An 18,305-nucleotide genomic window follows, 5' to 3' on the forward strand; every position below is an offset into this window, starting at 1 on the left:
GAAGCCCAGTAATGGGTGAAGCTGACTGGTACTAATAGGCCGAGGGCTTGTCCTCAGTTGCTCGCGTCCACTGTGTTGGTTCTGAAACCACGAACGGCCCCATGCCATGGTCACGGTATGGTGCGGCAGATTCACAGTTTCATAGTGTTTCGGTGGTCATAGCGTGAGGGAAACGCCCGGTTACATTCCGAACCCGGAAGCTAAGCCTTACAGCGCCGATGGTACTGCAGGGGGGACCCTGTGGGAGAGTAGGACACCGCCGAACAAATATTATAGAAAACCCCCGCACCGTCAGGTGCGGGGGTTTTCTGCGTTTGGGGCTCGTTTAGGGTCTAGGCATGCGCTACGACTTGGTGATCTTCGACAACGACGGTGTCCTCGTGGACAGCGAGCCGATCTCCAACCGGCTGCTGGCCGACTATCTGACCGAGCTCGGGCACCCCACCTCCTACGAGGACTCCATCCGGGACTACATGGGCTCTGCGATGCATCGGGTCCACGACCTGGTCGAGGAGAGCACGGGGGAGCGGTTGCCGGCGGAGTTCGACGACGTCTTTCACCGGCGGGTGTTCGCGGCCTTCGAGCGGGAGTTGGAGCCCGTGGCGGGGGCCGTGGACGTCCTCGCGAAACTGGCCGCGGACGGGGTGCCGTACTGCGTGGCCTCGTCCGGGAGTCATGAGCGGATTCGGGTGGGGCATCGGACGACGGGGCTCGACCGGTGGTTCGACGACGCGCGGATCTTCAGTTCGCAGGATGTCGGCAAGGGCAAGCCGGCTCCGGATCTCTTCCTGTACGCGGCGGAGCGGATGGGGGTGGCGCCGCAGCGGTGTGTGGTCGTCGAGGACAGTCCGCTGGGGGTGCAGGCGGCTGTGGCGGCCGGGATGGACGTGTACGGGTTCACCGCGATGACGCCGGCGGCGAGGCTCACGGGGGCCACGCGACTCTTCTCCCGGATGGGGGAGCTGGCCGACCTGCTGATCTGAGCCGGCTCTGCGGGGTGCTCGGCAAAGCTGAGGAGAATTCATCTTTGGCTGGATCTACCCACGAGTACGCCGGGGCCCTACGCTCGCCGCCATGACAGATGTGCTGCGGCGCGGTAGGGCTTCGTTGGCGTTCAGCTTCTTCGCGCAGGGCGTCGCCTTCGCTCTGCTCGTGACCCGGATCCCGGCCATCCAGAACAGGTACGGGGTGTCGGACGCGCTGCTGCCCGTCTTTCTCGCCGCCGTGCCCATCCTGGCCGGCGTCGGGAGCGTGACGACCGAGCAGTTGGTGAAGCGGATACCGCCGAGCCGGGTGCTGCGCTGGGCCCAGCCGGTGGTGCTGCTGGCGCTGCTCGGGGTCGGGGCGGGGCAGGGGCTGGCCGCGCTGGGGATCGCCCTGGCCGTCTTCGGGCTCGCCGTGGGGGCGCTGGACGCCTCGATGAACATGCTCGGGGTGAGTCTGCAGCGGACGTACGGGCGCAGCATCATGCTGAGTTTCCATGCGGTGTTCAGCCTCGGCGGCATCGTGGGGGCCTCGCTGGCGTGGGCGGGGGCGCACTGGCATCTCGCGCTCTGGGTGTCGTATCTGCCGGTGGTGGCGGTGTTGCTGCCGGTCGCTCTGGTGGGGAGCCGTTGGTATGTCGACGGGGAGGCGGAGGCCGGGGCGGCTGAGGGGAGTGGCGGGGGGAGCGGTGAGGGGGACGCGTCGGGTGTCGCCTTCAAGGTGCTGCTGCCGCTGTGTCTGGTGATGGCCTTCGCCTATATCGGGGACTCGACGGTCTCCAACTGGAGTGCGAAGTATCTGCAGGACGTGCTGGGGAGTTCGGAGCAGCTGGCGACCGTCCCGTACAACGTCTATATGGTGACCACGCTGCTCGGGCGGGCCATCGGGGATGTCGGGGTGCGGCGGTTCGGGGCCGCGGCGGTGGTGCGGCTGGGGGCTGTGGTGGCGGCTGCGGGGTTCGCGGTGGTGGCGGTCGCGCCCGGGGCGTGGGTGGGGATGCTGGGGTTCACGTTGGTGGGGTTCGGGTTGTGCGTGCTGGTGCCGCAGACGTTCGCGGCGGCGGGGCGGTTGTTCCCGGGGGCTTCGGATGCGGCGATCGCTCGTCTCAATATCTTCAATTACGTCGGTTTCCTGGTCGGTTCGCCGTTGGTGGGGGCGCTCGGGGACGCTTGGAGCTACCGGGGGGCGATGGTGGTGCCGATGGTGTTGGTGCTGGTGACGTTGGTGTACGCCCGGTCGTTCGCCGCTCAACCGGACCGATACGGTGGCGGGCATGAGCGGCCGCGCACAGCTGATGTGGGACGAGGCAGTAACGGGCTATGACTTCGGGCCCGAGCATCCGATGGATCCGGTCCGGCTGGAGCTGACCCGGAGGCTGGTCGGCGCCCTGGGGCTCGACCGGGAGCTGGACGTCGTCGCGGCGAAGCCCGCCGGGGAGTCGACGTTGCGGCTGGTGCACCGGGAGGACTACGTCGCGGCCGTCAAGGCGGCGTCGGTGGAGCCGGGGGCGGCGGATCAGTCGTACGGGCTGGGGACGATGGACGATCCGGCCTTCGCCGGGATGCACGAGGTGTCCGCTCTCATCGCCGGGCTCTCTGTGGGCGCTGCGGAGGCCGTGTGGCGGGGGGACGCGCTGCACGCGGTGAACTTCTCGGGCGGGTTGCATCATGCGATGCCGGGGGGCGCGTCGGGGTTCTGCATCTACAACGACGCGTCGCTGGCCATTGCGCGGTTGTTGGAGCTGGGGGCCGAGCGGGTCGCGTATGTGGACGTGGACGTGCATCACGGGGACGGGGTGCAGGCGGCGTTCTGGGAGGATCCGCGCGTGCTGACGATCTCGTTGCACGAGCATCCTCGGACGTTGTTCCCGCAGACGGGGTGGCCCGAGGAGACCGGGGCCGGGGCGGGGGAGGGGTCCGCGGTGAACGTCGCGCTGCCGGCGGGGACCGGGGACGCGGGGTGGTTGCGGGCGTTCCACGCGGTGGTGCCGGAGCTGATCGCCGACTTCCGGCCGGATGTGCTGGTGACGCAGCACGGGGCCGATACGCACTTCGAGGATCCGCTGGCCCATCTCGCGGTGTCGCTCGATGCCCAGCGGGCTGTGCAGGTGGCCTGTCATGAGCTGGCGCACGAGTACGCCGGGGGGAAGTGGGTCGCGTTGGGCGGGGGCGGCTATGCGGTGGTGGAGGTGGTGCCGCGGTCGTGGGCGCATCTGGTGGGGGTGGCGGCGGGGGCGCCGGTGGCTCCGGAGACGGTGATTCCGGAGAGCTGGCGGCAGGAGGTGTTCGCTCGTACGCGGCAGTTGGGGCCGGGGCGGATGACCGATGGGCGGTGGCCGGTGGGGTGGGCGGCGTGGGACGCGGGGTACGACCCCGCTGATCGCTTGGATCAGGCGGTGCTGGCCACTCGGCGGGCGGTGTTTCCGTTGCGGGGGCTCCTGGCGTAGTTTCTCGCCCCCGCCGCCCCTTCCCATTCCCGACCCTGGGGGCTCTGCCCCCAGACCCCCGTTCGGCCCTGAAAGGGCCTCGTCCTCAAGCGCCGGACGGGCTGAGTCGGTTAGGCCAAGGGTGCTGTGTTGGTGCCGTTTCCGTCCTGTAGCTGCCTTTCAGGCGTCAGCATCGACGTGTGTTGAGTTCCGAGGCCCTTCGGGCGCATCTGCTTGCTGCGCGGCTGGCCGGGGTGGTGGCCACCTCGCGGGAGGAGAGTCTGCGGAGTTATCGGCTGTTCGCTGCTCGGGATCCTCGGGTGTTGATCGGGCTTGATCCTGAATGGAGTTGGGGGCAGCGGGATCTGATCGCGTTGATGGCGGACAAGTGTGGGGTTTCGGCCGATCCTGGATGCGTGTCCGGGCATGATGTGATCGATCCCGAGCGGACGGTCGCCGCGCTGGACGCGTTCGCGGCGCGGCTCGCCTCGGTTGCCCAGCGTGGTGCTCCCGTGCTCCTCGGCACCGGGCATCCCCATCGGCTGCTGGGGTTCTACGCCGGTCTTGCAGACGCTTTGTCGGCGGCGGGATGTGATGTCCTCACCCCGGCGCAGGGTCACTGTGTCGACATAACGACCCGGTTCGGTCTACGTACGCACAACCTTGATTACGTACGGGGGGTCGCGGTCGTCCGGGAGGCCGGGGGTGAACGCGCCGGTTGTGCGACCGGTGTCCACAGTCATTCTCCGCTGCCGGTTCGGGTCGCTCTGGCCGCGGCCGCCGAGGGTGGTGGGCCGCTGCCGGAGCTGGTGATCGGGGACCACGGATGGGTCTGCGGGGCAGGTCAGCTGGGGTTCGAGGCCATCGGGCTGGCGGACACCGATGACCCCGCGCTGTTCGTGGGGGAGGCCGAGGGGGTCGTGTCCGTCGTCGTTCCACTTGATGACGCTGTGCGGTCCGGTTACTACAGGCCGCTGACCCGCTACGTACTCAATCGAGCGTGTCTGTCACAGTAGGCCGCTGATGGGTGCACCTCTTCCCCACTCGCATCACCCGCCCCTACATTGGGGAGTGAGCACGCAGCGACGAAGAGTCACCGGAAGGGGAAGCCGGTGGCCGAAGAGTCGAGTGCGGAAGGTTCAGGTGTGTCATGGCTGCAGCTGGCGAGAGGCCTCTGAACGAGGTTCAGTTCCTTACCGTGGCGGAAGTCGCCTCGGTGATGCGAGTGTCGAAGATGACCGTGTACCGGCTGGTGCACAGTGGTCATCTGCCCGCGATTCGGGTGGGGCGGTCCTTCCGCGTCCCCGAGCAAGCGGTTCACGAGTACCTCCGCGAGAGCTATGTGGGGGTGGAAACCGCCTGACGGCCGAGGTCCCGAGGTCTGTCCGCAGGGCAGACCTCAGGCTGGAGGGGGCCGGCCTCAGGGCCGTCTCGGGCCCCTCCGGCCCCTCGATTACGACCTCAGCCCGTGGGCGGGTAGGCTAGCCCCTCGTAGGTCGTATGGGCCCATGGCGCCCAGCACCGAGTGATGAGAAGTGAGCGAGGGTAGTCGTGGGCTCTGTTATCAAGAAGCGGCGCAAGCGGATGGCCAAGAAGAAGCACCGCAAGCTGCTGAAGCGCACCCGCGTTCAGCGTCGCAACAAGAAGTAAGCACTGGTCTTACTTCGCGCGACGCGAGCCGCGTTGGCGTCGTGTGGCCCCCCACCGTGTTATCGGTGGGGGGCCACACGTATGTGCACGGGTCGTGCGGTCGGCTGAACGCCGTGCGTATGCCTGGACGGGCATCATGGCCGATCCGGGCGTACGACCGCACGTTCTGGTCACCTCGCGCATCGCGCGGTCATCACAGCGCAACACCGACCCGCTAAGTTGGCCCGCAGACGGGGAACTCGGCAGGGCGGCAGCGGTTCCAGGACGGAAGGAAGGCGCTGATCTTGGGGAAGGTCGTGCTCGTTACCGGAGTGGCCCGTCAGCTGGGGGGCCGGTTCGTACGACGGATCCAGCGTGACCCACAGGTCGACCGGGTGGTCGCCGTGGACGCCGTGCGGCCCGAGCACCATCTCGGGGGCGCCGACTTCATCCAGGCCGACATCCGGCAGCCCACCATCGCGCGGGTGCTCGCCGAGAGCGGTGCGGACACGGTCGTCCACCTGGACGTGACGGCGACCGCGCTCGGCAGTGGCAGCCGGACGACGGTCAAGGAGACCAACGTCATCGGGACCATGCAGCTGCTCGGGGCGTGTCAGAAGTCGCCGCAGGTGAAGCGGCTCGTCGTGAAGTCCAGCACGAACGTGTACGGGTCCGCGCCGCGGGATCCCGCCGTGTTCACCGAGACCACGCCGGCCAAGTCGTTGCCGAGCGGCGGCTTCGCGAAGGACACGGTCGAGGTGGAGGGGTATGTGCGGGGCTTCGCCCGGCGGCGGCCCGATGTCGCCGTGTGCGTGCTGCGGTTCGCGAACATCCTCGGGCCCACCGCCGAGACGCCGCTCGCCTCGTACTTCTCGCTGCCCGTGCTGCCGACCGTGTTCGGCTACGACCCCCGGCTGCAGTTCGTGCACGAGGACGATGTGATCGAGGTGCTGCGGATCGCCTCGCACGATCCGGAGCGGGGCACGCTGAACAGCGGCACCTTCAACATCGCCGGGGACGGCGTGCTGTTGCTGTCGCAGTGTTCGCGGCGGCTCGGGCGGCCCACGGTGCCGCTGCTGCTGCCGGCCGTCACCTGGGCGGGGTCCCTGGTGCGTACGCTCGGCATGACGGACTTCTCGCCCGAGCAGATCCGGCTGCTCACCCACGGCCGGGTCGTGTCGACGGTCCAGATGCGCGAGACGCTGGGGTTCACACCCCGGTACACCACGGCCGAGACGTTCGCGGAGTTCGCGCGCAGTCACGGGCCGGGACTGCTGCCGCCCGAGGCCGTCGCCGCGGCCGTCGACCGGATCGCCGCGGTGCCGCTGCCGCTGTCGGGCGGCGGCCGGTCCCCGGCCGGGCGGCCGGCCCACCCCCCGACGCAGAGCGCCAACTGAGGAGCGCATCAACGATGGCGGACGCCAAGGTCATTCCGTTCGACGACGACCGGACCCGGGGGAGCGCCGTGGCGCGGCCGCCCCGGCGCCGGGGTGCGGGGAGCCGGCGCAGGAACGGCGAGCCCGCGCCGGTCCGGGAGATCGGCGAGGTCGGTGAGGTCCAGCCCCTGCCCACCAGGGCGATCGGGCAGGATGATGTTCCTGTGACGGGTGAGGAACGGTCGGGCGAGGACGGGGGCGGCCTTGAGCGGCGGATCGCGGGCGGGCTGGCCTTCCTGCGCCGGCGCCTCACGGGCGACTACGAGGTCGACGACTTCGGCTATGACGAGGAACTGACCGACCAGGTCCTGATGTCCCTGCTGCGGCCGGTGTACGAGAAGTACTTCCGGGTCGAGGTGAAGGGCGTCGAGAACATCCCGGCGGAGGGTGGCGCGCTGATCGTCGCCAACCACTCCGGGACGGTTCCGATGGACGGCCTGATGATGCAGGTCGCCGTCCACGACCATCACCCGGCGGGACGGCATCTGCGGCTCCTCGCGGCCGACCTCGTGTTCATGCTGCCGGTGGTCAACGAGCTGGCCCGCAAGCTCGGTCACACCCTTGCCTGCGCGGAGGACGCCGAACGGCTGCTGGCGCAGGGCGAGGTGGTCGGGGTGATGCCGGAGGGCTTCAAGGGCATCGGGAAGCCCTTCAGCGAGCGGTACAAGCTGCAGCGGTTCGGCCGGGGCGGCTTCGTCTCCACGGCCCTGCGGCAGGGGGCTCCGATCATCCCGTGCTCGATCGTCGGGGCGGAGGAGATCTACCCGATGATCGGCAACGCCAAGACGTTGGCGCGGGTGCTGGGCTTCCCGTACTTCCCGCTGACGCCGACGTTCCCCTGGCTGGGCCCCCTGGGCGGCATCCCGTTGCCGACCAAGTGGACGATCCAGTTCGGCGAACCGATCCCCACGGACGGCTACCCGCCGGAGGCGGCGGAGGACCCCATGCTGATGTTCAACCTGACGGACCAGGTGAGAGAACAGATCCAGCACACGCTCTACAAACTGCTGGTGCAGCGGCGGTCGGTGTTCTTCTGACGGGTGGCCGTGTGCCGGGGCTGGCGCTCCGGTGAGCCGGCGGACGGAGTCCGGCGCAGCCGGGCGAAGCCCGCGGAGCGGTGCGAGGTCAGTAGTACGGCGGTGGGGGTGCCCTTCTTGAGAAGGGCACCCCCACCGCCGTTGTGTTGGGTGTTACTGCTCGTCCTCGCTGTCGATGCCCAGGCCTGGGAGGAGGCCGGGGAGGAGGGGGGGGAGGGTGACGTCGGGTTGGGTTGTGGGGAGGGTGGTCGTCGGGGCGGTGACGCCGGTGTCCTTCGGGGGGTCGAGCAGGCCGCCCGTGTTGCCGCCGAGGAGGCCGTCCTCGCCGGTGCTGCCCGAGGTGGACGACTTGCTGGGGCTGCCGGCGCTGCTGCCGGTGCCCTCGGAGGTGTCGGCGCCGGTGCCGGGGGTGGTCGAGTGGTCGGTGTCCGAGGTGCCGGTGGACGTCGAGCCGGGACCGCCCTGGCGGGTGCCGCCGCCGCCCTGGGCCGGGGGTTGCGGGAGCAGGGACTGCAGCGGGGCGACCTCTTCGTCTATGGCCTCGAAGACGGACGAGACCTGCTGACTGACGTCGCCGAGCTGGACCGGCAGGCGGTCGCGCAGGGCGCCCCAGACCTCGCGGTGCGAGCGGGAGAAGGCTTCCAGGGCCTGGATGGGGCCGAGGGAGTTCGGGTCGCGTTCGTACGCCTCGTGGAGCAGGCGATGGCCTTCCGAGGCGTCGTGCTGCATGCCGTTCAGGGCGCGGCGGATCTCGCCGAGGGACTCGTGGTCGAGGTCGCCGCTGCGGCCCCGTTCCATGAGCCGGCGGGCTTCGCTGAGCCGGGTGGAGGCCTGGTCGAGATATGTGCGTCCGCGCTCGCCGTCCCCGTCGGCCAGGTAGTTGAGCTTGAAGTCCTCGATGCCGCGCTTCAGCCCGTAGAGCCCGTCGCCCGGGAGGGCGTCGGAGCTCGCGGCGGCCACGCCGCCGAAGGCGCCCGCCGCGACGCCGACGCTGAGGCCGCCCGCGGTGAGGCCCTTGGCGAGGCGGGAACGTGGTCGGAACTTGCCCAGGGGACCGGCCCGGTGAGTGCCCCTGGCCCGGTGGGAGCGTTGCTCCGGCACCGAAGGGTCCGACGCTTCGCCTCCCGCGGCACCCGCCTGCAGCATGGCCTCCATTGCGGCGACCAACTGGGCCCGCTGGACGACCTTGACCTCGGGGTCCATCTCCGGCTTGGGCAGCTCGGCGAGACTCGTGGCGAGGGCCAGCAGCTGGCCCTGCCCGGTCTGGTCCGCAGCGGCCGGTGCCGGCGGTGATCCTTCGGTCTGCTCGGCCGCCGTGCCCTGGTCGGACTGCTCCTCCAGGGCCTGGGCGAAGGCGTTCGCCCGCCGGTGCGCCGATACGTTCGCGATCACTGGCGGCACCTCCTCTCGTCATGACGGTCGACTCCCCGGGGGTCCTGAGGGTTGCACGCTCCCGGCCGGGTCCACACGATCGAGTGATCGGGGTCGGCCGGGAGGTGACCACAGGGAGCCTGTATCCCGCACAACGACTGGCGCGGCACTTGGGTTACGGACTGCGGATGATCGGATCGGGAAGGCAACGGACTTTCACTGAAGGTGAGTTGGCGTCACGGAGTGTGTGGCGTCGGGGACGGGGGAGAGGAATGCGGGAGGAGAGAGGGGCGGGCGGGGTCAGCGGGCGTCTTCCGGGAGGAGACGGGCGAGGGTGCGGACGGCCCGGTACTGGAGGGTCTTGATCGCGCCCTCGTTCTTGCCCATCACGCGCGCGGTCTCGGCGACGGACAGGCCCTGGAGGAAGCGCAGGGTCACGCACTCCTGTTGCTGGGGGTTGAGCCGGCGCACGGCGTCCAGCAGCGCGGCGTTGGAGAGGGACTCCAGGACGGAGTCCTCGGGGGAGCGCTCGACCTCGTTGGCGTCGAGCATCTCGCCGGTCGTCACCTCGAGCCGGAAGCGGCTCGACTTGAAGTGGTCGGCGACGAGGTTGCGGGCGATGGTGACGAGCCAGGCGCCGAAGTCGCGGCCCTGCCAGGTGAACGTGCCGATGCGGCGCAGGGCGCGCAGGAACGTCTCGCTGGTGAGATCTTCGGCGGTCGCCTTGCCGCCCACTCGGTAGTAGATGTAGCGGTAGACCGTGTCGCTGTACTGGTCGTACAGGCGTCCGAACGCGTCGGCCTCGCCGGCCTGGGCGCGTTCGACGAGGTCCATCATCCGGGCGCTGTCGCTGTCGGCGGCGGGCCGACGGGCCGCGGGCGCGCCGGCCGTGCGTCCTCGTCTGCCGACCGCGGCGGTGCCGTCGGCCAGTGCGTAGCACGGACCGACGGGTGCGGCGGCGAAGGCGGGGACGGCGTACGCGGTGGGGACGAAGCCGCGCAACAGGTCCTGGACCGTAGCGACCGTTGCGCGCAGCGTAGCCAGGCCCGAGGTGTCAACCCCGACGTGTGGGTACACGGGACTCCCAGAGGCAGAGCTTCCATCACGTGCAGTACGGAACCGTTCACCCGTCGTAGCGACAGGAGGGGCACCGGATTGCGTTTGAGGAGAATAACGCTTCGTGCAGGCCCTGCTACACCGAGTTGCTCAAATCATCGATTACGTCGCTTCTGTGGCCTATTGACGCTCGATCAAGTTGCACAGGGTGAGAGATTGTTGATCGAAACGGTTCGAGTTTCGGGTCGGTACGGGGCGTGTTGTGGCTGTGCGCGGACAACAGGACTGGATGTGCGGTTACGGGGGTACGACCGTTGGATTGGCCGGGTTTGCTCGTGAGTGTGGGGTGTTGTCGGGCGGCATGACGAAAGCGGCCGAGGCGGTACTACAACCGCCTCGGCCGCTTCTTGTGTGACGCGTGTGTTCTCGTGTGTCCGGTGTGCCTCGGGTCAGCGCCGGCGGCGGGACAGGGCGATCGCCGCCGCCGTGCCGCCCGCCACCGCGCCCACGCCGGCCGCCGCCGGGATGCCGACCTTCGCCGCCTTGCGGCCCGTGCGGTAGTCGCGCAGCCGCCAGTCGAGCTTGCGGGCGTGCTTGCGGAGCTTGCTGTCGGGGTTGATGGCGTAGGGGTGGCCGACGAGCGACAGCATCGGGATGTCGTTGTGGGAGTCGCTGTAGGCGGCGCAGCGGGCGAGGTCCAGGTCCTCCGCCGCCGCCAGCGCGCGCACCGCCTCCGCCTTCGCGGGGCCGTGCAGGGGCTCGCCGACCAGCTTGCCGGTGTAGACGCCGTCGACCGACTCCGCGACCGTGCCCAGCGCGCCGGTGAGGCCGAGGCGGCGGGCGATCACCTGGGCGATCTCGACCGGGGCGGCTGTGACGAGCCACACCTTCTGGCCGGCGTCCAGGTGGGCCTGGGCGAGGGCGCGGGTGCCCGGCCAGATGCGCTCGGCCATGTACTCGTCGTAGATCTCCTCGCCGATGGACATCAGCTCGGCGACGCGGTGGCCCTGGACGATCGACAGCGCCGAGTCGCGGGCCTCCTGCATGTGTTCGGGGTCCTCGACGCCGGCCAGCCGGAACCACGCCTGCTGCCAGGCGAAGCGGGCCAGGTCGCGGGTCTCGAAGAACTTCCGTTTGTACAGGCCGCGGCCGAAGTGGAAGAGCGCGGCGCCCTGCATCACGGTGTTGTCGAGGTCGAAGAAGGCGGCGGCCAGCGCGTCGCCGTGCACGGGGAACTGCGGTTCCCGGTCGGAAGCGTCCAGGCTGTCCTGGGCGTCGAGCGCGTCCTGTGCTTCCTGAGTGGACTTGCGGGCTGCCTCCGCCGAGGCCTCGCCTGCCAACACGCTCCGCGCCGTGGCGGAGCGCCTACGGGGAGTGAGCCATCCTAGAGCGGCCATGGCGTGAGCATAGCCAGTCTGTTCGGTGGTTCCGCAGGCACGAGGTTCGCAGGGTGTGAACTCTCCGCGACCGGGCCGTTAAAGAAGCGCGAGAATGGCGGTATGACTCCCCTCTTTCGACGTAAGGCCGACCCCCGCGAGCGGTCGGTCACGCTCATTCGCAAGTCCGGTTGTCATCTGTGCGACGACGCGGAGCTCGTGATCGAAAAGGTCTGCGCGGAACTCGGCGTGCCCTGGGAGCAGAAAGACATCGCCGAGGACCGGGACCTCTACGACCAGTACTGGGAGCAGATTCCGGTGGTCCTGGTGGACGGCCGTCAGCACACGTTCTGGCGGGTGGACGAGGGGCGGTTGCGCAAGGAGCTGACCGGGTGATCGGGTCGGCCGAACTGACCATGTAGTACAAGGCTGTACCGATCGTCGTTTAGGATCGATGGCGGCTTTGTCTCGGGGGCGGGATTCACGAGGAGAGTGGCGGTTTTGCCCCCTGGAATGACACGCGTGACCCCGGTCACGTTGGGCGGGCAAATCGGACACCATCTTTGTGCACGCGTTCACAAAGACATAGCCTGCTGTCGACGGGGCGGTCCGGGTACGTGTGACCGCCTGCAGCCCCGCTCTACCCGCAGGAGCACCGTGGCAACTGGCCGAACTCACCGACCGGCGACCCGTAGCCGAGGGATTCCCGAGGCCACCGTCGCCCGGCTTCCGCTGTACCTTCGCGCGCTGACCGCACTGTCGGAGCGCTCGGTACCCACGGTCTCCTCCGAGGAGCTCGCGGCCGCGGCGGGCGTCAACTCCGCCAAGCTGCGCAAGGATTTCTCCTACCTGGGTTCCTACGGAACGCGCGGTGTCGGCTACGACGTCGAATATCTCGTCTACCAGATCTCCCGTGAGCTGGGTCTCACCCAGGACTGGCCGGTCGTCATCGTCGGCATCGGCAACCTCGGCGCGGCCCTCGCCAATTACGGGGGGTTCGCCTCGCGTGGATTCCGGGTCGCGGCGCTCATCGACGCCGATCCCACGATGGCCGGCAAGCAGGTCGCCGGGATCTCCGTGCAGCACAGCGACGGCCTGGAGAAGATCATCTCCGACAACGGCGTGTCGATCGGCGTGATCACCACTCCGCCGTCCGTCGCCCAGCAGGTCTGCGACCGGCTCGTGGCCGCCGGGGTCACCTCCATCCTGAACTTCGCGCCGACCGTGCTGGCCGTGCCGGACGGCGTCGACGTGCGCAAGGTCGACCTCTCCATCGAGCTGCAGATCCTCGCCTTCCACGAGCAGCGCAAGGCCGGCGAGGAGGCCGCGGCGAACGAAGCCGCCCTGGCCGCGCCCGTCGGCCAGGGCGCCTCCGCCCCCGACCAGGGACCCGACGGGGACGTACCCGCCGTGATGCCGGCATGAGTCTCCTCGTCGTCGGACTGAGCCACCGCAGCGCACCCGTGAGCGTGCTGGAGCGGGCCTCGCTGTCCACGGACGCCCAGCTCAAGCTGCTCCAGGACACGGTCGCCGCCGAACCGGCCGCCGAGGCCGGCGTCCTCGCCACCTGCAACCGGATCGAGCTGTACGCCGACGTGGACAAGTTCCACGCGGGCGTCGCCGAGCTGTCCACGCTGCTCGCCCAGCACAGCGGCGTCGGCCTGGAGGAGCTCACCCCCTACCTCTATGTGCATTACGAGGACCGGGCCGTCCACCACTTCTTCTCGGTGGCCTGCGGGCTGGACTCGATGGTCGTCGGCGAGGGGCAGATCCTCGGGCAGATCAAGGACTCGCTGGCCCGGACGCAGGAGCTGCACACCGCCGGGCGGCTGATGAACGACCTGTTCCAGCAGGCGCTGCGGGTCGGCAAGCGCGCTCACTCCGAGACCGGCATCGACCGCGCCGGGCAGTCCCTGGTCACGTTCGGCCTGGAGCAGTTGGCCGCGGGCGGGGACGTGCAGGAGTGGGCGCGGGGCAAGCGGGCGCTGGTCATCGGCGCCGGCTCGATGTCCTCGCTGGCCGCCGCCACGCTCGCGCGCGCCGGGGTCGCCGAGATCGTCGTCGCCAACCGGACCTTCGACCGCGCCGAGCGGCTCGCCCAGATACTCGTCGAAGCCGACGGCTCGGGCGTGTCGGCCCGTGCGGTACCGATGGAATCGGTGCCGGCCGAGCTGACACGTGCCGATGTGGCCGTCTCCTGTACCGGGGCTACGGGCCTGGTCCTGACGGCGGAGGCGATCGCCGCGGCCGTCGAGGGCCGCACGGGCGTGCCCGCCGCCGCCTTCGATGCCTCCGCCGCCTCCGTCGCCTTCGACGCCGAGGCCCCGGACGGTGTGCGGTCGTTGCCGCCCACCTCCATCGGGGCCGACGAGGGCTGTCCGCTCGACCTGGCCGCCGTCCAGCAGGCCCCCGTGCAGCCGACGTCCGGCTTCTCCGTGATGGGGGAGGCCGCCGTGGCCGGCATGGACGCGGCCACGCTGGAGCAGCACGCCGCCTGGGTCGACAACGCGACCGTGGACCGGCGGCTCGCCGCCCGCCGCAGCCCCGAGACCGACGCCGAGCTGATCACCGCGCTCGCCGCGACCGCCGCCACCGTCGGCCGGATCCCCGAGCGCCGTCGGCCCGAGTCGGTGCCCACGGCCGTCCGCCCGCAGCCCGTCCTCTTCCTGCTCGACCTCGCGATGCCGCGGGACGTCGACGCGGCCGCGCACCGGCTCGCCGGGGTGCGGCTGGTCGACATCGAGTCGCTGGCGGAGGCCTCGGCCGACGCTCCGATGGCCACCGACGTCGACCAGGTGCGGCGGATCGTCGCCGACGAGGTCGCCGCGTTCGGCGCCGCGCAGCGGGCCGCGCACATCACGCCGACCGTGGTCGCCCTGCGCGCCATGGCCGCCGATGTGGTGGCGAACGAGATCGCCCGGCTCGACGGGCGGCTGCCCGGGCTGGACGACAAGCACCGCGCCGAGATCACGCAGACCGTGAAGCGGGTCGTCGACAAGCTGTTGCACGCGCCGACCGTACGGGTCAAGCAGCTCGCGGCCGAGCCCGGCGGCGCCGGGTACGCGGACGCGCTGCGGACCCTGTTCGACCTCGACCCGGAATCGGTGGCCGCCGTGTCCCGGGCCGAGGAAAGCACCGAGAAGAACGCAGAGAACCGAGGGCCGGCATGAACGGCATGAGTAAGGCACTGAGACTGGGGACGAGGCGAAGCAGACTCGCCATGGCCCAGTCCGGGCAGGTCGCGGACGCCGTGAGCCAGGTGACCGGACGGCCCGTGGAGCTCGTCGAGATCACCACCTACGGCGATGTCTCCCGCGAGCAGCTCGCACAGATCGGCGGCACGGGAGTCTTCGTGACCGCGCTGCGCGAGGCGCTGGCCAAAGGCGAGGTCGACTTCGCGGTTCACTCGCTGAAGGACCTGCCGACCGCGCAGCCCGAGGACCTCGTCCTGGCCGCCGTACCGGTGCGCGAGGACCCCCGCGACGTGATCGTCGCCCGGGACGCGCTGAAGTTCACCGATCTGCCGCGCGGGGCGCGCATAGGCACCGGTTCGCCGCGCCGCATGGCGCAGCTGAACGCGTACGCGCGCACCCACGGGCTGGACATCGAGACGGTGCCGATCCGCGGGAACGTCGACACGCGGATCCGGTACGTGCACGAGGGCGAGCTGGACGCGGTCGTGCTGGCCGCAGCCGGCCTGAGCCGCATGGGCCGCCTCGACGAGGTCACCGACTTCCTGTCGATAGACACGGTTTTGCCCGCTCCCGGCCAGGGAGCACTGGCGATCGAATGCGCCGCGGCCAACGCGGACCTCGTCGCCGCTCTCGGTGAGCTCGACGACCCGTTCACCCGGGCCGCCGTGACCGCCGAACGGTCCCTGCTCGCCGCCCTGGAGGCCGGTTGCAGCGCCCCTGTGGGCGCGCTGGCCGACCTGCTGGCCGACGGGCAGATTGTCAAAGAAATGCGCCTGCGCGGCGTCGTCGGCACGACCGACGGCACTCGTACGGTGCAGCTGTCCACCACCGGTCCCGTGCCCGAGACGCACGACGGGGCAATGGCGCTCGGTCGCGAACTCGCCGCCGAGATGCTTGCCCAGGGCGCGGCCGGTCTGATGGGGGAGCGAGCACAGTGAGCCCCACCACCCTTCCAGCCGCTGGTCCTGAACACGGGCACGTCACCTTTCTGGGTGCCGGACCCGGGGATCCGGGACTACTGACTCTGCGCGCCGTGGAGGCGCTGGCGCACGCGGACGTCCTCGTCGCCGAGCACGAGGTGCTCGACGTCGTACGGTCGCACGCGAGGCCGGGCGTCGCCGTCGTGAACGCGGAAGCGGGTCCTTCGTCGGACCCTCTTCCGGGCACGGGCGCGCCCCTCCCGACCATTGTTGACGGTAAGTCAACAACCGTTGAGGTACCCGCTGTGCGCGATGCCGCACATCTTGTCATGGAGGCCGCGCGGGGCGGCAGGCGGGTCGTCCGTGCGGTGTCCGGGGACCCGGGACTGGATACGTACGCGGCGGAGGAAATGCTCGCGTGCGCGGCGGCCGGCGTCCCCTTCGAGGTCGTACCCGGTGTCGCGGCCGCCGTCGGCGTGCCCGCGTACGCCGGTGTGCCGCTGCGCGACGCGCAGGGCGCGGACGTCCGCTTCGTCGACGCGCGGACCGCTTCGGACCGTTGCTGGACGGAGGTCGGGGCGTCGGACGGCACCGTCGTCGTGTCGACGACGCTGGACTCCGTGGCCTCGGCCGCCGGGGAACTGGTGTCGGCGGGGCGCAAGCCCGATACGCCGATGACGGTCACGGTGGCCGGGACGACGACCCGGCAGCGCACGTGGACGGCGACCCTCGGCACGATCGCGCAGACCCTGAAGCAGGCGAAGGCGCTGCCCTCGCCCGAGGGCGGCCGGCCGGTGATAGTGGTGGTCGGCGAGCGTTCCGCACCCGCCCAGCGCGCCCAGTTGTCATGGTTCGAGTCCAAGCCGCTGTTCGGCTGGAAGGTGCTCGTGCCGCGGACGAAGGAGCAGGCGGTGTCGCTCTCCGACCAACTGCGGTCGTACGGAGCCGTGCCGCACGAGGTGCCGACGATCGCCGTCGAGCCGCCGCGGACCCCGCAGCAGATGGAGCGGGCGGTCAAGGGCCTGGTGACGGGCCGGTACGAGTGGATCGCCTTCACCTCGGTGAACGCGGTGAAAGCCGTGCGGGAGAAGTTCGAGGAGTACGGGCTCGACGCGCGTGCCTTCGCGGGCATCAAGGTCGCGGCCGTGGGCGAGCAGACCGCCAAGGCGCTGGTCGCCTTCGGCGTGAAGCCGGATCTGGTGCCGAGCGGGGAGCAGTCCGCGGCGGGCCTGTTGGAGGACTGGCCGCCTTACGACCCGGTCTTCGACCCGATCGACCGGGTGTTCCTGCCGCGGGCCGACATCGCCACGGAGACGCTGGTCGCCGGGCTGATCGAGCTGGGCTGGGAGGTCGACGACGTCACCGCCTACCGGACCGTGCGGGCCTCGCCGCCGCCGGCGGAGACCCGGGAGGCGATCAAGGGGGGCGGGTTCGACGCCGTTCTGTTCACGTCGTCCTCCACGGTGCGCAACCTGGTCGGGATCGCCGGCAAGCCGCACAACGTGACGGTCATCGCGTGCATCGGGCCGGCCACCGCCAAGACCGCGCAGGAGCACGGTCTGCGGGTGGACGTGATGGCTCCGGAGCCGTCCGTGCACAAGCTCGCGGAGGCGCTGGCCGACTACGGCCTGCGGCGGCGGGCGGCTGCGCAGGAGGCGGGCGACCAGGTGAGCCGGCCGAGTGAGCGGCGGCCGGGGGCTCGGCGACGCAGGGCCACCTGACGTAGTGGAGCGGGGTGGGGCGGTGAGGGGTTTTTCGCCCCCGCCGCCCCTTCCCGTTCCCGTCCCTGGGGGCTGCGCCCCCAGACCCCCTTCGGCCTGGACGGCCTCGTCCTCAAGCGCCGGACGGGCTGGAAAGCAGGCGTAGCGTTAGGCCTATGACGACGTACGGTTCTTTTCCCGGGTCGCGGCCTCGGCGGCTGCGGAGCACTCCTGTCATGCGGCGCATGGTCGCGGAGACCCGGCTGCACCCGGCTGATTTCATCCTCCCCGCGTTCGTGCGGGAGGGCGTGAGCGAGCCGGTGCCGATCCAGGCCATGCCCGGGGTCGTGCAGCACACCCGCGACAGTCTGAAGAAGGCCGCGCTGGAGGCCGTGCAGGCGGGGGTCTCCGGGATCATGCTCTTCGGGGTGCCGGAGGAGTCCAAGAAGGACGCGCTCGGGACCGCCGGGACCGATCCGGACGGGATCCTTCAGGTCGCCCTTCGCGACGTCCGCGCCGAGGTCGGCGACGAGCTGCTGGTGATGTCCGATCTGTGCCTCGACGAGACCACCGATCACGGCCACTGCGGGGTGCTGGACTCCGAAGGGCGCGTCGACAACGACGCCACCCTGGAGCGGTATGCCGAGATGGCCCAGGTCCAGGCCGATGCCGGGGCGCATGTGGTGGGGCCCAGCGGGATGATGGACGGCCAGATCGGCGTCGTCCGCGACGCCCTCGACCAGATCGGGCGGGAGGATGTCGCGATCCTCGCCTACACCGCAAAGTATTCGTCCGCGTTCTACGGACCGTTCCGGGAGGCCGTCGGGTCCTCGTTGCAGGGGGACCGGAAGACCTACCAGCAGGATCCGGCCAATGTCCGGGAGTCGCTGCGCGAGCTCGCGCTCGATCTCGAAGAGGGCGCCGACATGGTCATGGTCAAGCCGGCCGGGCCCTACCTCGACATCCTGGCGCGGGTCGCGGACGCGGTGGACGTGCCCGTGGCCGCCTACCAGATCTCCGGCGAGTACTCGATGATCGAGGCCGCCGCCGAGAAGGGCTGGGTCGACCGGGACCGGGCGATCTTCGAGACGCTGACCGGCATCAAGCGGGCCGGGGCGCGGAACATCCTCACCTACTGGGCCACGGAGGCGGCCCAGAAGCTGCGGTAGCCCCCTCA

17 protein-coding genes and 1 rRNA gene are annotated in these 18,305 nt (G+C 70.3%); 15 read left to right on the plus strand and 3 right to left on the minus strand.

The features are described 5' to 3' along the window. Nucleotides 1–148 precede the first annotated feature (148 nt). From rrf to ACWCPF_RS00045, 9 genes are all read left to right on the plus strand, one after another. A 5S ribosomal RNA gene (rrf, locus tag ACWCPF_RS00005) occupies nucleotides 149–265 on the plus strand. 73 nt (nucleotides 266–338) lie between these two features. Beyond that, nucleotides 339–983, plus strand: a complete 645-nt coding sequence (locus tag ACWCPF_RS00010; RefSeq protein ID WP_451042676.1) for an HAD family hydrolase — start codon at nucleotides 339–341, stop codon at nucleotides 981–983. A gap of 91 nt (nucleotides 984–1,074) precedes the next feature. Further along, nucleotides 1,075–2,307, plus strand: a complete 1,233-nt coding sequence (locus ACWCPF_RS00015) for an MFS transporter (protein ID WP_451042677.1) — start codon at nucleotides 1,075–1,077, stop codon at nucleotides 2,305–2,307. Beyond that, nucleotides 2,258–3,430: an acetoin utilization protein AcuC gene (locus ACWCPF_RS00020; RefSeq protein WP_451042678.1), complete on the plus strand. Its 1,173-nt coding sequence runs from the start codon at nucleotides 2,258–2,260 to the stop codon at nucleotides 3,428–3,430. Before ACWCPF_RS00015 ends, ACWCPF_RS00020 begins: the two co-directional genes overlap by 50 nt. 179 nt (nucleotides 3,431–3,609) lie before the next feature. Beyond that, nucleotides 3,610–4,425, plus strand: coding sequence for a phosphatase (locus tag ACWCPF_RS00025; protein ID WP_451042679.1), 816 nt, complete (start codon nucleotides 3,610–3,612; stop codon nucleotides 4,423–4,425). Between the two features lie 134 nt (nucleotides 4,426–4,559). Then, nucleotides 4,560–4,772 carry a helix-turn-helix domain-containing protein gene (locus ACWCPF_RS00030; protein WP_004984898.1) on the plus strand — a complete coding sequence of 71 codons (213 nt, stop codon included), beginning with the start codon at nucleotides 4,560–4,562 and terminating at the stop codon, nucleotides 4,770–4,772. Between the two features lie 188 nt (nucleotides 4,773–4,960). After that, complete coding sequence (locus ACWCPF_RS00035; RefSeq protein ID WP_003948845.1) at nucleotides 4,961–5,059, plus strand: 30S ribosomal protein bS22; 99 nt, start codon at nucleotides 4,961–4,963, stop codon at nucleotides 5,057–5,059. 284 nt (nucleotides 5,060–5,343) lie between these two features. Further along, entirely contained in the window at nucleotides 5,344–6,435 is a 1,092-nt protein-coding gene (locus ACWCPF_RS00040) for an NAD-dependent epimerase/dehydratase family protein (protein WP_451042680.1), read from the plus strand. Nucleotides 6,436–6,449: 14 nt separating this feature from the next. Further along, a complete protein-coding gene (locus ACWCPF_RS00045) occupies nucleotides 6,450–7,511 on the plus strand; it encodes a lysophospholipid acyltransferase family protein (RefSeq protein WP_451042681.1) in 1,062 nt (353 codons plus the stop codon). Between the two features lie 153 nt (nucleotides 7,512–7,664). Here ACWCPF_RS00045 and ACWCPF_RS00050 read toward each other — a convergent pair whose 3' ends face one another. The 3 genes from ACWCPF_RS00050 to ACWCPF_RS00060 form a co-directional block, all read right to left on the minus strand. Continuing rightward, entirely contained in the window at nucleotides 7,665–8,903 is a 1,239-nt protein-coding gene (locus ACWCPF_RS00050) for a DUF5667 domain-containing protein (protein ID WP_451042682.1), read from the minus strand. 279 nt (nucleotides 8,904–9,182) lie between these two features. Then, entirely contained in the window at nucleotides 9,183–9,959 is a 777-nt protein-coding gene (locus ACWCPF_RS00055) for an ECF subfamily RNA polymerase sigma factor, BldN family (RefSeq protein WP_358800607.1), read from the minus strand. Between the two features lie 428 nt (nucleotides 9,960–10,387). Then, nucleotides 10,388–11,335 carry an HAD family hydrolase gene (locus ACWCPF_RS00060; protein ID WP_451042683.1) on the minus strand — a complete coding sequence of 316 codons (948 nt, stop codon included), beginning with the start codon at nucleotides 11,333–11,335 and terminating at the stop codon, nucleotides 10,388–10,390. 102 nt (nucleotides 11,336–11,437) lie between these two features. Here ACWCPF_RS00060 and ACWCPF_RS00065 point away from each other — a divergent pair, with 102 nt between their 5' ends. The 6 genes from ACWCPF_RS00065 (at nucleotide 11,438) to hemB (ending at nucleotide 18,297) form a co-directional block, all read left to right on the plus strand. Then, entirely contained in the window at nucleotides 11,438–11,710 is a 273-nt protein-coding gene (locus tag ACWCPF_RS00065) for a glutaredoxin family protein (RefSeq protein WP_451042684.1), read from the plus strand. Nucleotides 11,711–11,971: 261 nt separating this feature from the next. Next, nucleotides 11,972–12,739 (plus strand): redox-sensing transcriptional repressor Rex, encoded by a 768-nt coding sequence (locus tag ACWCPF_RS00070; RefSeq protein WP_451042685.1) that lies wholly within the window; start codon nucleotides 11,972–11,974, stop codon nucleotides 12,737–12,739. Then, entirely contained in the window at nucleotides 12,736–14,484 is a 1,749-nt protein-coding gene (locus tag ACWCPF_RS00075; RefSeq protein WP_451042686.1) for a glutamyl-tRNA reductase, read from the plus strand. Before ACWCPF_RS00070 ends, ACWCPF_RS00075 begins: the two co-directional genes overlap by 4 nt. A 5-nt stretch (nucleotides 14,485–14,489) precedes the next feature. Next, nucleotides 14,490–15,446, plus strand: coding sequence for a hydroxymethylbilane synthase (gene hemC / locus ACWCPF_RS00080; RefSeq protein ID WP_451042687.1), 957 nt, complete (start codon nucleotides 14,490–14,492; stop codon nucleotides 15,444–15,446). Continuing rightward, nucleotides 15,443–17,149 carry a uroporphyrinogen-III synthase gene (locus tag ACWCPF_RS00085; protein WP_451042688.1) on the plus strand — a complete coding sequence of 569 codons (1,707 nt, stop codon included), beginning with the start codon at nucleotides 15,443–15,445 and terminating at the stop codon, nucleotides 17,147–17,149. Before hemC ends, ACWCPF_RS00085 begins: the two co-directional genes overlap by 4 nt. A 155-nt stretch (nucleotides 17,150–17,304) precedes the next feature. Next, nucleotides 17,305–18,297 (plus strand): porphobilinogen synthase, encoded by a 993-nt coding sequence (gene hemB, locus ACWCPF_RS00090; RefSeq protein ID WP_451042689.1) that lies wholly within the window; start codon nucleotides 17,305–17,307, stop codon nucleotides 18,295–18,297. The last annotated feature ends 8 nt before the right edge of the window (nucleotides 18,298–18,305 follow it).

The sequence above is a fragment of the Streptomyces sp. NPDC001858 genome (assembly GCF_053594615.1).